The sequence below is a fragment of the Pedobacter cryoconitis genome, assembly GCF_003259615.1.
In the GTDB taxonomy this organism is placed as follows: domain Bacteria; phylum Bacteroidota; class Bacteroidia; order Sphingobacteriales; family Sphingobacteriaceae; genus Pedobacter; species Pedobacter cryoconitis.
In genome coordinates this window covers 42,656-58,255 of the sequence record NZ_QLLR01000027.1, presented here as the reverse complement: position 1 = coordinate 58,255, position 15,600 = coordinate 42,656, and the positions used below count along the sequence as shown (strand labels likewise).

Sequence of the window (15,600 nt, the reverse complement as noted above, 5' to 3'; positions counted from 1 at the left end):
TAAAAGAGACAAAGATGAAACACTTAAAATATATTTTCCTATCCTTCATAATCTGCAGCACGCTATCCTGCAAGAAGTCATTTCTGACGGTTCAGCCGCAGGGCGAACTGACGATACCGCAATTAACCTCACAGGATGGTGTTGAAGGTTTATTGGTCGGTGCTTATGGTTTACTTAATGGTAATGTAAGCGGTACCTGGGGTAATTATGGTGCGGCCCCCAGCCAGTGGTTATTTGGTGAGGTTGCTTCCGATAATGCCCATAAAGGCAGTAGTAACGGTGATCAGCCCTTTATGAATGCCATAGAGCGTCATGCTCCAACCAGCACAAATGATAATCTTTCCAATATATGGGACAGATGTTTTGAAGGTATTCAGCGCTGTAACAACACATTGAAGGTTTTAGCCTCACTGCAAGCTGGTGGTGGTACTACAAAATTTGATGATGCCCGTGCGAAAGAAATTCAGGGTGAAGCCAGAATACTTCGTGCACATTATTATTTCTTTTTAGTAAGGATTTTCAAAGTTGTGCCTTATGTAACTGAAGCTTCAAATGGAGCTATCTTACCAAATGATAAAGATATTTATCCTAATATCATAGAGGACCTTCAGTTTGCGGTAGCGAACCTGAATGTAACAAAACCAAAAGGTGAAAAAAGTCGTATGGATAAATACGCGGCACAGGCCTATCTTGGAAAGGTATTTTTATACCAGAAAAGATATGCTGAAGCTTACGCATTATTGAATGCTGTTATAGTTGCAAAGCCAGCTCTTGTCAATTTAGCTTATTCAGATAACTTCGATATTACTAAAGAAGATGGTCCGGAATCTATTGTTGCTGTAGAAAATTCTGTAGGAACAGACGGTACAGGTGGTGATAACGGAAATGTTGGGGATATGTTGAACTTCCCTGCTGGCACAGCGCCAATTAATTGCTGTGGTTTCTTCCAGCCTACAATTGATTTGGCAAATTCATTCAGAGTAGATGCTAATGGCCTGCCATTAGCTGTTGCGGCTTATCGCGCAACGCCTTATATTTCTGATTTTGGATTAGAAGAGGTTCCAAAGAATAACTATGTCCTGAATACAGACTTGGCTTTAGATCCAAGGATTGACCCTACTTTAGGCAGAAGAGGAGTTCCATTTCGTGATTGGGGTTTGATGCCTGGTGATGCCTGGATTCGTGATGCAAGCAATGGCGGACCTTTTCTTGCTGTTAAAAACACAATTGAAGTTGCCCAGTTTGCAAGTGGCGCTGCTCCTGGCAGTCCAAATGTTACTGGATTAAACGTTAATCTGATTCGTCTTGCAGATATTTATCTGATGGCTGCAGAGTGTGCAGTGGAGACTGGTGACCTTGGAAGAGCTTTAACTTTAGTAAACGCAGTAAGAGAACGCGCTTCAAAAATCCCTCCTTTGCTGCTTGCGAATGGAAAACCTGCTGCCGCTTACAAAGTTAGCAACTATCCATCTTTTCCAAGTGCTGATTATGCAAGAACTGCTGTTCGTACTGAACGCAGATTAGAATTAGCCTTAGAAGGACACAGGTACTTTGACCTTGTACGCTGGGGTGTCGTTAAAGCCACAATGGAAAGCTATTTCGCTTTTGAAGGCACCTACTTCGATTACCTTAAAGGTATCAGTTTAAAACCACGCGATGAGTACTGGCCATTACCACAAGATCAAATTGACAGAAGTAATGGTAAATTAGTACAGAGCCCTGGTTACTAACAAACAAATGGTTTAACCATTTAAATAAACATTAATTCATTAAAACCCGCTTATATTCAAGCGGGTTTTTTTAATTTAGTTGTATGAAACACTTCAAATTAATTCTCTGGTTTTCCATCCTTTTCACCCTGCAAACCAAGGCTCAGGATTTCAAAAAATACGATAAAGGCAGTTATATTGACGGTAAAGACAGTATCTCCTACCGCATTTTATTCCCCGAACACTTCGATCCCAAACAAAAATACCCAATCCTGTTTTTTCTTCACGGCAGTGGAGAGCGCGGAAATGATAACGAAAAACAATTATTACACGGCGGAAAGCTCTTTCTGAGAAACGACATTCGTGAACAATACCCCGCAATCATAGTTTTCCCCCAATGCTCAGCAGACAGTTTCTGGGCAAATGTAAAGATGGGTGCAGATTCCGCCGGAAAAAGAGTCTTTGATTATCAAAAACGCGGAAAACCTACAAAAGCGATGAAAGCCCTTTTAGGAATGATAGATAACCTTCTTGATAAACCTTACATTAATCACGAACAAGTTTATGTTGGCGGACTTTCTATGGGCGGTATGGGAACTTTCGAACTCCTGAGACGTAAACCCAAAACATTTGCCGCTGCTTTTTCAATTTGCGGAGGTGATAACATTGCAAACGTTGAAAAATACAAACACGTTCCCCTTTGGATTTTCCACGGTGGGAAAGATGATGTGGTACCACCAGCCGGATCTACTGCTATCGCTAACCAGTTAAAAATTATTGGTAAAGAGGTGAAGTTTACGCTTTATCCTGATGCAAATCATAACAGCTGGGATTCTACTTTTGCAGAGCCAAAGTTTTTGCCCTGGCTGTTCAGTCATAAGAAGTAGTTTTTTAAAAGATTCACAGAAGCGATTGTTAAAGTTGTTTATACGACGGGAATCCTTAAAGTTTTTTCTAAGAGCAATCCTTGAAAAGAATCTTAAAATTAATCCATAATACAAAAAAAAAGGTCTCTGGCAGTTTTCTTCTGACGTTCATGAAGAATGAACAATGTCAGAAAACTATCCAGCGACTTTTTTTTTAGATATGCGGCTTATCTCTGCGATTGGTCAGGGGCTTCTTCTCTTTCTTTCTTTCTTTCTTTCTTTCTTTCTTTCTTTCTTTCTTTCTTTCTTTCTTTCTTTCTTTCTTTCTAACCTTTCCAACTCCCCCCAGTTCGGATGGAAATAAAAAAACCAAGAAGTAAGTTTTCTGACATTGTTCATTCTTCATGAACGTCAAAAGAAAACTACTTCTTGGTTTTTTTATTCCAGAGGATACCCCCCTTCCTACTCAGCCATGTTGTTATAAACAGCCTGTACATCGTCATCATCTTCCAACTTATCAATAAGTTTGAAAACATCAAGCGCCTGTTCTTCAGAAATAGGAGTTGTAGACATCGCAATTCTTTCCAATTTCGCACTTTTCATTTCAAAGCCTAAATCTTCCAGCGCCTTCTGCATCTTACCAAAATCTTCAAACGCAGTTTGAACAACGGCAATATCATTACCCTCTTCATCAGACTCCAGGTATAACTCTTCCAAACCAGCATCGATCAATTCGAACTCCAGCTCTTCCATATCCTTCTCCCCCGGTACAAATCTAAAAATAGACTTACGGTTAAAAATAAAATCCAGAGAACCAGTTTTTCCTAAAGAACCACCAGTCTTACTAAAATAACTACGTACGTTAGCAACTGTTCTGTTTGTATTGTCAGTAGCAGTTTCGATTAATATAGCTACACCATGAAGTGCATATCCTTCGTAAACATGCTCCTCGTAACCATTCTCATCCTTATTAGAAGCCCTTTTAATTGCAGCATCCACCCTGTCTTTCGGCATATTTACCGCCTTAGAGTTTTGGATCGCTGTACGTAAACGTGAATTCGTATCAGGATTCGGACCACCGTCCTTTACAGCCATTACAATCTCTTTCCCTATACGGGTGAACTGCACGGCCATTTTAGCCCAACGCTTAAATTTTCTCTCTTTTCTAAACTCAAATGCTCTTCCCATGGTATAAATTATATAGGTTACCCTATCTTTTTTAAATTGTTTAACATATCAATCGTCATTTTTGACAGATCAAATTCAGGCTTCCAACCCCAGTCACGTTTTGCAATCTGATCATCCATCGAACGGGGCCAGCTTGAAGCGATCTGTTGACGAGGATCATTAGCAGTATAAGTTAATGTAAATTCCGGAATATGTTTCCTTATTTCCGCTGCCAAAGTTTCAGGCGTAAAACTTACACCAGCAAAATTGTAACTCGAACGAATAGAAATACGATCTGCCGGAGCATCCATCAATTCTATTGTTCCACGGATCGCATCATCCATATACATCATCGGCAATTCCGTTTCAGCAGAAAGGAAAGAAGCATAACTCGCTTTCTTTAAAGCATCATGAAAAATATGTATCGCATAATCCGTTGTACCACCACCCGGAGCAGCCTTCCAGCTAATTAAACCAGGGTAACGAATACTACGTACATCAAGACCAAATTTCTGATGATAATACTCACACCATCTTTCACCCGCCAATTTACTGATTCCGTAAACAGTATTTGGGTCCATCACACAGTACTGTTCAGTCTGATCCTTCGGAGAATTAGGCCCGAATACTGCAATTGAACTTGGCCAGTAAACTTTTGCCGTTTTATAGACAATTGCCAGGTCAAGGATGTTCAGCAGACCGTTCATATTCAGGTCCCAGGCAAGCTTTGGATTCTGCTCACCCGTAGCCGATAATAAAGCAGCCAGCAAATAAACCTGGCTAGGCTTGTATTTACTAAAAATGGTATTTAAAGTATCCTTCTCTAAAACATTGACGAACTCAAAAGGTCCTGAATTCTTAATGTCGTAATCAGGGCGGCGAATATCACAGGCCACTACATTGTCTTCACCATAAGTTTTGCGCAGTGCAGTAACCAGTTCAGTTCCTATCTGCCCATTAGAGCCTAATACTAGTATTTTTTCGGTCATTGGTCTTTTGATTTTGGCAAAGGTAAAAAATTGCACGAAACCTGTTGAAAAATGTTTTTACACAGCTATTGTTTATATTTAATAAGTGATGTCTGAATCGCCCTTAAAACGGTGTTTAGACATCCTTTTGCTAAATCCTTATTTAGAATGAATATAGGGTGTAACAAAAGCAAGATAAGGAAGAATTAAATATCAATATTTTGTTCGTTACGTCTATTTTTTTTCTATTTTTAGTAGTTGATAGTGTATAAACAACACCTTAAATAACCAAATATCAAAGTATGGAAAGAAGAGACGCAGTCAGAAACATTGCCTTTTTAATGGGAGGCGCATTATCTGCTACTACAATCGGAGTATTTCTTGACAGCTGTAACACCCCTTCCACCAAGAAAGGATCGGGACTATTTTCAGCAGATCAGGACCAGTTGATCACTGAAGTAGCAGACATTATTATCCCATCGACAAAAACACCGGGGGCAAAAGCAGCAGGTGTCGGGCCATGGATTTCAATGATGGTTAGGGACTGTTACCCTAAAGAGGCACAAGACGTATTTGTGAAAGGTCTTGAAGATCTGGAAGCACGTTCTAAAAAAGAATACAACAATTCGTTCCTTAAAATTTCTGTAAAAGAACGCGGAGAATTACTTGGAAAAGTAAGAGATGAGACTGTTGCTGCTCAAAAAGCTGATGGCGAAAAAGCTGCAGCCGCAGAAAAAGCGAAAGGAACAGGAAAAGCGTTGACAAATACTGTTAAAGCAGCGAAATTTGGACCACAAGGCCCATCTTACTTTTTTGCCATCGCGAGAGATTTAACTATGCTAGGTTATTTCACCTCAGAAATTGGCGCAACACAGGCTTTAGAGTACATTGAGGTTCCCGGCCGTTACAATGGCTGTGTAGATTTAAAACCTGGACAAAAAGTTTATTCTTCTTAATCTATTTACCAAAACACATGAATTTAAACACAAAAGCAACCGCACAAAATACATACGATGCTATCGTAGTCGGATCAGGAATAAGTGGAGGATGGGCAGCAAAAGAACTAACTGAAAAAGGACTTAAAGTTCTGTTGCTTGAACGCGGCAGAAATATTGAACATATAAAAGACTATACTACAGCAATGAAAAAGCCATGGGAATTTGAACACCGTGGTAAATTAACTGAAGTACAAAAAGAGGCACACCCAGTACAAAAGCGTGATTATCCTTACCAGGAATTCAATGAAAGCTTTTGGGTAAATGACCACGAATGTCCGTATACTGAGGTAAAACGTTTTGACTGGTACCGCGGGTTTCACGTAGGTGGAAAATCATTAATGTGGGGCCGCCAAAGTTACCGCTTTAGTGACCTGAACTTTGAAGACAATAAAAAAGATGGTCATGGTAATGACTGGCCAATCAGATATAAAGACTTAAGCCCATGGTATGACCATGTTGAAAAATTTGCAGGAATTAGTGGTCAGGTAGAAAACTGGCCTGCATTACCTGATGGACACTTTTTGCCGCCAATGGAAATGAATTGTGTGGAGAAAGATGTCAAAAAAAGAATAGAAGACAAATGGAAAAAATCACGTATCATGACTATTGGCCGTACAGCCAATCTGACTGTTCCCCATGGTGGAAGAGGTAGTTGTCAATACCGTGACAGATGTAGCAGAGGTTGTCCTTTTGGCGCATATTTCAGTACTCAATCTTCTACCCTTCCGGCTGCTGTAGCTACTGGAAATCTTACTTTACGCCCTTTCTCTTTAGTTGATCATATCGTTTATGACAAAGAAACACAAAAAGCAACGGGTGTAGTCATCATCGATTCTGAGACTAAAGAAAACATAGAATACTTTGCAAAGATTGTCTTTGTAAATGGCTCTACCTTAGGTAGTACATTCTTATTGTTAAACTCAACTTCTGCTGAACATCCTACTGGTTTAGGTAATGGAAGCGGTGAGCTTGGACACAATTTAATGGATCACCATTTCCGATGCGGTGCTTCGGGAGATGCGGAAGGTTTTGATGACAAATATACTTATGGCCGCAGGGCAAATGGGATATATGTACCAAGGTACCAGAACATGGGTGGCGATAAACGTGATTACTTACGTGGGTTCGGTTATCAGGGTGGTGCAAGCCGTACAGGATGGCATAAAGACGTAGCTGAACTTGCTTTTGGCGGCGACTTTAAAGATCTGATGACGCAGCCAGGTGCCTGGAAAATGGGATTAGGTGGTTTCGGTGAATCTCTTCCTTACCATGAAAACAGAGTTTATATTGATAAAACCAAAAAAGATAAATGGGGAATGCCGGTATTGGCTATCGACTGTGAGTTTAAAGGTAACGAAGAAAAAATGCGTATTGACATGATGAATGATGCGGCAGAAATGCTTGAAGCAGCAGGAATCAAAAATGTACAAACTTATGATGCGGGATCAACTCCAGGTATGGCTATCCATGAGCAAGGAACAGCCCGTATGGGAAATGATCCTAAAACCTCAGTATTAAATAAATGGAACCAGATGCATGAAGTTAAAAATGTATTTGTAACTGATGGATCTTGTATGCCATCGATTGCTTGTCAAAATCCTTCGCTGACTTTTATGGCTTTAACAGCAAGAGCAGCAGATTTTGCAGTAAGTGAACTAAAAAAAGGTAATCTTTAATGAATAGTAAAATTAGAATGGGGATGATCGGTGGCGGTAAAAATGCTTTTATAGGCGCCGTCCACCGTATTGCAGCCAATATAGATGGTCAGATTGAACTGGTTTGCGGAGCTTTAAGTTCCAATCCTGAAACCGCTAAGGAATCGGGTGAATTATTGTTCCTGGCAGCAGACAGAAATTACGGGACTTACCAGGAGATGATCGAAAAAGAGAGTCTCCTGCCTGAAAATACAAGAATGCATTTTGTGACTATTGTTACCCCTAATTTCGCACATTTCGCACCCGCAATGCTGGCATTGGAACATGGTTTCCACGTGGTCATTGACAAGCCGATCAGCCTGACATTAGCAGAAGCTAAACAACTCAGGGACAAAGTACTGGAAACAGGTTTGACTTTATGTCTTACCTATACCTATTCTGGTTATCCGATGGTTAAGCAGGCGCGTCAGATGGTAAAGGATAATGCTTTCGGAAAGATCAGAAAAATCCTGGTAGAGTATCCTCAGGGCTGGTTAAGTTTACCTTCTGAACGTGATGGTAATAAACAGTCTGCGTGGAGAACCGATCCTTCGAAAAGTGGGATCAGCGGCTGTATGGGAGACATTGGAACACATGCTGCACAACTTGCTGAATATATTTCAGGCCTGGAGATTACAAAAATCTGCGCGGACCTGAATATTATGGTAGATGGCCGCGCGCTTGATGACGATGGGAACGTATTGCTGAAGTTCAACAATGGAGCGAATGGCGTTTTAGTTGCCTCACAGATTGCTGCGGGTGAAGAAAATGCACTTAAAATCAAAGTTTACGGAGAAAAAGGCAGCCTGGAATGGCACCAGGAAGAACCGAATACGCTGAAAGTAAAATGGCTGGATGCACCTACTCAACTGTTTCGTGCGGGACAAGGTTATTTAACCCCGGCGGCACAATTTAATGCAAGAACACCTGCGGGACATCCGGAAGGTTATCTGGAAGCTTTTGCTAACATTTACCGGAATTTCGCGTTAACTTTAAAAGCAAAGGAAGAAGGTAAAACCCCTACTCCGGAAATGTTAGATTTCCCTGGTGTAGAGGAAGGTGTACGTGGAATGGCTTTTATAGAAAATGTAGTAGCCTCAGGGCTGTCAGACCAGAAATGGTTTGATTTTAAAATATAAGAAACGATGACAACAATCAAAGGACCAGCAGTTTTTTTAGCCCAGTTTATTGGAGAACAGGCCCCGTTCAATTCCCTTGACGGGATTTGTCAATGGGCGGCAGATTTAGGGTTCAAAGGTATACAAATGCCAACCTTGGATAACAGATTTATTGACTTGCAGAAAGCAGCAGAAAGTAAAACCTATGCGGATGAACTGAAAGGAAAAATCAATTCATATGACCTGGAAATTACAGAACTTTCTACGCATATTCAGGGTCAGTTAGTAGCAGTTAACCCTGCTTATGACAAGGTATTTGACGGTTTCGCACCTGCTGCGTACCAGAATAATCCTGCGGCCAGAACGGAGTGGGCAGTACAGCAATTAAAGTATGCTGCCAAGGCTTCTCAGAATCTTGGTTTGGATGCGCATGCTACTTTTAGTGGTTCACTTTTATGGCATATGTTCCACCCCTGGCCACAAAGACCGGAAGGGTTAGTAGAGGAAGGTTTTAAAGAACTTGCCCGCCGCTGGTTACCGATATTAAATGAATTTGATACTTGTGGTGTAGATGTTTGTTATGAGATCCACCCTGGTGAAGATTTATTTGACGGGGCAACTTATGAAATGTTTTTGGAGCAGGTAAATTTCCATCCAAGAGCATGTTTATTATATGATCCGTCACACTTTGTATTACAACAGCTGGATTACATCCAGTATATTGATCTTTATCATGAGCGGATTAAAGCTTTCCATGTGAAGGATGCAGAATTTAACCCAACTGGCAGACAAGGGACTTTTGGCGGTTACCAAAGCTGGGCAAATCGTGCAGGCCGTTACCGTTCTCCGGGAGACGGACAGGTAGATTTCAAAACGATATTCAGTAAACTTGCTCAGTATGACTTTAAAGGCTGGGCAGTTATGGAGTGGGAATGCTGTATTAAAGACTCTGAGACTGGTGCAAGAGAAGGTGTTGAGTTTATCAAAAACCACATCATTCCGGTAACAACCAGAGCATTTGATGATTTCGCTGCGACAGGTGCAGATTCAGAATTCAACAAACAAATATTAGGTATAAAATAAATAGTAAATACAAAAACACACACAATGAAACCTGAATGAGCTTACCTTTTATAATCAGGATAAAAAGCTCATGAAAGCTTCATAACCATTAAAGAACAATAAGAACATTATGAAAAAGACACTGTTAATTTTGGGATGTATTAGTTTAGCAATAGCTTCTTGCGGAAACCCGGGATCTACTACTGAAGGATCAACTTCAGCAGCTTCAACAGATACTGAAACTACGGTAAAAGCGCAAACACCAACAGAAATGTTGCCTGGTGAAAAACTAATAGCTACAGCAGATTGTATCGGCTGCCATAACAAAACTCAAAAGGTAATCGGACCTGCATATGTAGATATTGCAGACAAATACCCTTCAAGCGAAGAAAACATCAACAAATTAGCTGATGTCGTTATTGCCGGAAGTAAAGGAACATGGGGCGATCTGCCAATGACACCTCACCCTAACTTAAGCAAAGAAGACGCTAAACAAATGGTGACCTGGATTTTGTCACTGAAAAAATAAGTTTTCCGGAACACCTGCATATCCCTATCTAACCAAATAGTATTAAGCATGGAACCTGCATGAGTTTACACTCAGAGTTTAACTGACAAAACTCATGCAGGCTTCATAACCTAAAACCAATATAATCTGATGAAAAAAACCAACGAAGAGATAGACGCGTCTAACAGGCGTTCGTTTCTTAAAACAACAGCAATAGCCGCAGCTTCATTTATGATTGTTCCCCGTCATGTACTGGGCGGTAATGGATTTATAGCACCGAGTGACAGATTAATAGTAGCGGGGGTTGGTGCTGGTGGAAAAGGTGGTTCAGATATTGCAAACTTCGCTAAAAGTGGAAAAGCAGATATCGGATTTCTATGTGATGTAGATACAAACAGAGCTGCAGGATCGGTTAAGAACTTTCCTAAAGCTAAGTTTTACAAAGATTGGCGCGAGTTGCTGGACAAAGAGCATAAAAACTTTGATGCGGTCAGTGTTTCCACACCAGATCATAGTCATGCCATGATTGCTCTTGCTGCCATGCAGCTGGGTAAACATGTTTATGTTCAAAAACCACTGACTCATGATATTTATGAAGCCCGAAAGTTAACTGAAGCGGCAAAAAAATATAAAGTGGTTACTCAAATGGGTAATCAGGGTGCGTCAAATGATGGCCCCCGTCAAATGAAAGAATGGTATGATGCAGGTCTTATTGGCGATGTACATACTGTTTATGCCTGGACCGATCGTCCGGTATGGCCACAGGGTATTCCATGGTCTGCAAACAAAGCAGATATTCCTAAAAACCTGGATTGGGATTTATGGCTGAATAGTGCTCCTTACAAAGACTACGTAGAAAAGCTTGTTCCTTTTAACTGGAGAGGCTGGTGGGATTATGGAACAGGCGCATTAGGAGATATGGGTTGCCATTTACTGGAAGCTCCTTTTAGTATGCTGGGTTTAAAATACGCATCTGAGGTAGAAGCCAGTGTTGGTTCTGTTTATGTAGATGAATTTAAACGTGGTTATTTCCCGGATAGCTGCCCTCCTTCAAGTCATGTAACTTTAAAATTCCCTAAAACTGCCAAGACTCAGGGTGATGTTACCGTACACTGGATGGATGGTGGTATACAACCAACACGTCCGGAAGAACTGGAAGCAAATGAAGTATTTGGTGATGGTGGTAACGGAACGTTATTTATCGGAACAAAAGGAAAGATGATGAGTGAAACCTATAGTGCTAATCCTCGTCTTTTACCATTGAGCCGTAATAAAGACATTAAAGTTCCTGAGAAATTTGCCCGTGTACCGAATGGTGCAGAAGGTCATTATGCACAATGGGTTGAGGCTTGTATTGCTGGTCATGGCAAAAAAGAACTGAGTTCTCCGTTCGAAATTGCAGGTCCGCTTACTGAAGCTTTATTAATGGCTAACCTTGCTATCAGAGCCAATGATGTACAACGCAAAGATGCGAATGGAAAAATCTCTTATCCTGGCAGAAACATCAAACTGTTATGGGATAATAACAATATGAAAGTTACCAATTTTGATGATGTAAACCAGTATGTCAAACGCGAATACCGCAAAGGATGGACACTGGGTGCTTAATTTTATCTTAAAAAAAACTTATATGAAGACTTACGCGATTTCAGCGATACTGGTATTTACAATGATTGGCTTTAATGCACAAGCACAGAGTTCAAAAAAAGGGTTTACTTCTCTATTTGATGGAAAAACAACAAAAGGATGGCATAGCTATGGAAAAACTTCTGTCGGAAAAGGATGGAAAGTTGAAAATGGGGCGATACATCTTGATCCTAAGTCTAAACAAAAAGATGATGGTGACCTGGTAACGGATAAAGAATATGCAAACTTCCATTTAAAAATTGACTGGAAAGTAGCTCCTAAATCTAATAGCGGTGTTCTTTTCCACATCAATGAGAATCCAGAAAAATATAACCAAACTTACAGTACAGGCCCTGAAATGCAAGTAATTGACAATGATGGACACCCTGATGGAAAAATTATTAAACATCGTGCAGGTGATTTGTACGACCTGGTAAAAAGCAGCTCTGAGCCTGTTAAACCAGTTGGACAATGGAATACTGCCGAAATTATCAGTAATAAAGGTAAATTAGAATTTATCCTGAATGGCGTAAAAACAGTTTCAACTACTCAGTTTGATGAGAACTGGAAAGCACTGATCGCAGGAAGCAAGTTTGCTAAATGGGAAGGTTTTGGAACTTTTACAAAAGGAAAGATTGCATTACAGGATCACGGAGACGAAGTTTGGTTCCGTAATATTATGATCAAAGAACTGTAAGCTTGTTAAATTCTGATACACCTTAAAAATCTTTAAACTATATGATGAATATCAATACCCGTATTAAATTATCAACGATGATGTTCCTGGAGTTCTTTATCTGGGGCTCATGGTTTGTTACGCTGGGTACTTTCTTAGAAAAAAACCTGCACGCTACAGGTTCGGACTCAGCCGCTGTATTCTCTACGCAGTCCTGGGGAGCGATTATTGCCCCTTTTATTATCGGATTGATTGCCGACAGATTCTTTAATGCAGAGAAAATTCTCGGTGTCCTGCATCTGATCGGAGCGGTATTAATGTACCAGATGTATACAGCAACGGATGTAAATGTATTCTATCCTTATGTTTTAGGTTATATGATCCTGTTCATGCCTACCCTGGCTTTAGTGAATTCGGTATCATTTAATCAGATGAAAGATGCTGAAAAAGAGTTTTCAAACATCAGATTCTGGGGTACTATCGGATGGATTGTTGCCGGATTATGTATCAGTTACTTATTCTTATGGGATTCAAAAGCTGGTATGGAATCAGGTCTGTTAAAAAATACTTTCGCAATGGCTGGAATAGCCTCTCTGGTTTTAGGTTTGTTCAGTTTTGCACTGCCAAAAACACCACCAAAAGTTGCTAAAGGAGAAAAAATTAAGATTTCAGATATTTTAGGCCTGGATGCTTTGAAGTTATTAAAAGATAAAAACTTCGCAGTCTTCTTCGTATCTGCTATCTTGATTTGTATTCCGCTGGCATTTTATTATCAGAATGCAAACCTTTTCTTATCTAATATTGGTGTGGAAGGGCCAACCGGAAAAATGGCAATCGGACAAGTTTCTGAAGCCCTGTTTTTATTAATGATCCCGGTATTCTTCAAAAGATTTGGTTTTAAAACAACCATTCTGGTCGGTATGATTGCATGGGCAGTCCGTTATGCTTTATTCGCTTATGGTAATGCTGGTGAATTAAGCTTTATGCTGATTATCGGTATCGCTTTACATGGTGTATGTTATGACTTCTTCTTTGTATCAGGACAGATTTACACGAATTCAAGAGCTGGAGAAAAATATAAAAGTGCTGCTCAGGGTCTGATTACTTTGGCTACTTACGGTGTAGGGATGCTGATTGGCTTTAAAGTTGCAGGTATGATTACCGACAGCTATAAGTTAGTTGATGGCGCTGTAGACTGGAAAATGGTTTGGATCATCCCTGCAGGAATTGCATTGGTTGTATTCTTACTTTTCACTGTTTTCTTCAATGAAAAGCGTAAGAGAGCGGTGGACACCCAATTTAACGAAGTTTAAAGATGGGAACCGGGCAAAGCCGCAGGAATGCACTGAAAACAATGATTACAGGTTCAGCAATTTTGGGCCTGTCTTCTGCGATGCCATCTTATGCTGCGGAACGCGGATTAAGTGATACTCCTTTAAAAAGTGATGCTCTTTCAGACAGGAAGGCTCCTTTAAAGGGAAATGTGAAACATTCCGTTTGCCGCTGGTGTTTTAGTGACATAGAACTGGACGAGTTTTGTATTGCTGTAAAAGGAATGGGGTTGAAAGCAATAGACCTTGTGGGCCCTGCTGAATGGCCGGTGCTGAAGAAACACGGGTTATATTCCTCGATGTGTAATGGTGCAGAGATTAACCTGACCGATGGCTGGAATGATAAAACCTTTCACCCGAAATTGATAGAGAATTATACAAAGATGATTCCTTTAGTAGCGGAAGCCGGGTATAAGAACCTGATTTGTTTTAGCGGAAGCCGCAGAGGCAAAACTGATGAAGAAGGCTGGAATAATTGTGTTGAAGGATTAAAGCAGGTGATTAAGCTTGCTGAACAACACAATGTGGTACTGGTGATGGAATTATTAAATAGTAAAATTGATCATAAAGATTATCAATGTGATCATACTGCATGGGGTGCTGAACTAGCAAAAAGACTGGGTTCGGAAAACTTCAAACTATTATATGATATTTACCATATGCAGGTTGATGAAGGTGATGTTATTCATAATATCAGGACTTATCATCCATATATTGCGCATTACCATACTGCTGGTGTACCCGGTAGAAATGAAATAGATGATACACAGGAGCTTTTCTATCCTGCAATCATTAAAGCTATCCTGGCAACAGGTTTTAAAGGATACATCGCACAGGAATTTATTCCTAAACAGAAAGATAAACTTCAGTCCTTAAGAAACGCGATTAAAATTTGTGACTTATAAAGATTTAATTATGAACTCAAGAAGAAATTTCATCAAACAGGCGGGTTTAGCTGCGGCAGGTGCCGTGGTATTGCCTTCACTAACTTTTGCTGCTGCCCCGGCTAAAGTGGTTGGTTTACAGCTATATTCACTAAGAGCACAATTACCAACTGATGTAAATGGTACCATTGCCAAAGTTGCAAAAGCTGGCTATAAAGAAGTGGAAACTTTTGGCTATTCCTTAAAAGATAAGTACTGGGGTTTAGATCCTAAAGCTTTTAAAACTTTACTATCAAATAATGGGTTAACTGCACCGAGCGGGCATTATGGAATGGATAAGTTCATTGGCACTGGTAATTCAGATGAGCTTAAAAGCTATATCGAGGCCGCAAATATCATTGGCAGCAGCTATATTGTAGTTCCTTATTTAGGAGATAATCTACGCAAAACAGAAGATGACTGGAAAAAAGTTGCAGCAAGGTTAAATGAAGCTTCAGCGATTTGTAAAGCGAGTGGACTAGGTCTTGGTTACCATAACCATAACTTTGAATTTGTAAAATACGGGGAAACAACTGGTTATGACATCCTGTTAAAAGAAACAGATCCGAAAGCGGTTAAGTTTGAAATGGACTTATACTGGGTGGTAAGATCTGGTAATGATCCTGTCAAATTATTTACTGATCACCCGGGACGTTTCCCAATGTGGCATGTGAAAGATATGGACAAAGTTGACAACACGATTAACACGGAAGTGGGATCTGGAAAAATCGACTTCAAAGAGATTTATAAAGGAGCTAAACTTGCAGGATTGAAACACCTGATCGTGGAGCAGGAGAATTTCAGTATTGATCCTTACGTGAGTATTAAGCAAAGCGCAAATTATATTAAAAAGTCAATCTTATAAATAATGTATTTAAAAGGCGGGCTTAAAAAATAAGCCCGCCTTTTTTGTGCAGTAAGGTTTCCTGAAATTCGTAAAATGCTTAAGAAAGA

The 15,600-nt window shown here is 40.2% G+C and carries 15 protein-coding genes; 12 read left to right on the top strand and 3 right to left on the bottom strand.

All coding sequences use genetic code 11. The annotated features are described in order from the left end of the window. The first annotated feature begins 14 nt into the window (after window positions 1-14). Window positions 15-1,730: a RagB/SusD family nutrient uptake outer membrane protein gene (locus LY11_RS20605; protein ID WP_111635519.1), complete on the top strand. Its 1,716-nt coding sequence runs from the start codon at window positions 15-17 to the stop codon at window positions 1,728-1,730. A gap of 83 nt (window positions 1,731-1,813) precedes the next feature. Beyond that, on the top strand, window positions 1,814-2,596 hold the full coding sequence (locus LY11_RS20600) for a carboxylesterase family protein (RefSeq protein WP_111635518.1): 783 nt from the start codon (window positions 1,814-1,816) through the stop codon (window positions 2,594-2,596). A gap of 193 nt (window positions 2,597-2,789) precedes the next feature. Here the strand turns inward: LY11_RS20600 and LY11_RS26770 are convergent, their stop codons facing one another. Genes LY11_RS26770 through LY11_RS20590 form a run of 3 tightly spaced genes read right to left on the bottom strand, consistent with a single transcriptional unit; the run spans window position 2,790 to window position 4,731 of the window. Next, the gene (locus LY11_RS26770; RefSeq protein ID WP_170132737.1) at window positions 2,790-2,981 is read right to left on the bottom strand and encodes a hypothetical protein; all 192 of its coding nucleotides are present in this window, start codon (window positions 2,979-2,981) and stop codon (window positions 2,790-2,792) included. Window positions 2,982-3,037: 56 nt separating this feature from the next. After that, window positions 3,038-3,763 carry a YebC/PmpR family DNA-binding transcriptional regulator gene (locus LY11_RS20595; protein WP_111635517.1) on the bottom strand — a complete coding sequence of 242 codons (726 nt, stop codon included), beginning with the start codon at window positions 3,761-3,763 and terminating at the stop codon, window positions 3,038-3,040. Window positions 3,764-3,780: 17 nt separating this feature from the next. Next, window positions 3,781-4,731: an NAD-dependent epimerase/dehydratase family protein gene (locus LY11_RS20590; RefSeq protein WP_111635516.1), complete on the bottom strand. Its 951-nt coding sequence runs from the start codon at window positions 4,729-4,731 to the stop codon at window positions 3,781-3,783. 281 nt (window positions 4,732-5,012) lie between these two features. Between LY11_RS20590 and LY11_RS20585 the strand changes: the two genes are divergently transcribed. The 10 genes from LY11_RS20585 to LY11_RS20540 all read left to right on the top strand — a co-directional run bounded on the left by LY11_RS20585 (window position 5,013) and on the right by LY11_RS20540 (window position 15,511). Then, entirely contained in the window at window positions 5,013-5,666 is a 654-nt protein-coding gene (locus tag LY11_RS20585; RefSeq protein ID WP_111635515.1) for a gluconate 2-dehydrogenase subunit 3 family protein, read from the top strand. 17 nt (window positions 5,667-5,683) lie between these two features. Further along, window positions 5,684-7,384 carry a GMC oxidoreductase gene (locus LY11_RS20580; protein WP_111635514.1) on the top strand — a complete coding sequence of 567 codons (1,701 nt, stop codon included), beginning with the start codon at window positions 5,684-5,686 and terminating at the stop codon, window positions 7,382-7,384. Next, window positions 7,384-8,541: a Gfo/Idh/MocA family protein gene (locus LY11_RS20575; protein ID WP_111635513.1), complete on the top strand. Its 1,158-nt coding sequence runs from the start codon at window positions 7,384-7,386 to the stop codon at window positions 8,539-8,541. Before LY11_RS20580 ends, LY11_RS20575 begins: the two co-directional genes overlap by 1 nt. A gap of 6 nt (window positions 8,542-8,547) precedes the next feature. Next, window positions 8,548-9,603 carry a sugar phosphate isomerase/epimerase family protein gene (locus LY11_RS20570; protein ID WP_111635512.1) on the top strand — a complete coding sequence of 352 codons (1,056 nt, stop codon included), beginning with the start codon at window positions 8,548-8,550 and terminating at the stop codon, window positions 9,601-9,603. A 109-nt stretch (window positions 9,604-9,712) separates the two neighbouring features. Next, on the top strand, window positions 9,713-10,111 hold the full coding sequence (locus LY11_RS20565; protein ID WP_111635511.1) for a c-type cytochrome: 399 nt from the start codon (window positions 9,713-9,715) through the stop codon (window positions 10,109-10,111). A gap of 129 nt (window positions 10,112-10,240) precedes the next feature. Further along, window positions 10,241-11,698 carry a Gfo/Idh/MocA family protein gene (locus LY11_RS20560; RefSeq protein ID WP_111635510.1) on the top strand — a complete coding sequence of 486 codons (1,458 nt, stop codon included), beginning with the start codon at window positions 10,241-10,243 and terminating at the stop codon, window positions 11,696-11,698. 22 nt (window positions 11,699-11,720) lie between these two features. After that, a complete protein-coding gene (locus LY11_RS20555) occupies window positions 11,721-12,413 on the top strand; it encodes a 3-keto-disaccharide hydrolase (protein ID WP_111635535.1) in 693 nt (230 codons plus the stop codon). Between the two features lie 44 nt (window positions 12,414-12,457). After that, on the top strand, window positions 12,458-13,705 hold the full coding sequence (locus LY11_RS20550) for a nucleoside permease (RefSeq protein WP_111635534.1): 1,248 nt from the start codon (window positions 12,458-12,460) through the stop codon (window positions 13,703-13,705). A 2-nt stretch (window positions 13,706-13,707) separates the two neighbouring features. Beyond that, window positions 13,708-14,628 (top strand): hydroxypyruvate isomerase family protein, encoded by a 921-nt coding sequence (locus LY11_RS20545; RefSeq protein ID WP_111635509.1) that lies wholly within the window; start codon window positions 13,708-13,710, stop codon window positions 14,626-14,628. A 10-nt stretch (window positions 14,629-14,638) separates the two neighbouring features. Continuing rightward, window positions 14,639-15,511 (top strand): sugar phosphate isomerase/epimerase family protein, encoded by an 873-nt coding sequence (locus LY11_RS20540; protein WP_111635508.1) that lies wholly within the window; start codon window positions 14,639-14,641, stop codon window positions 15,509-15,511. Window positions 15,512-15,600: the final 89 nt, after the last annotated feature.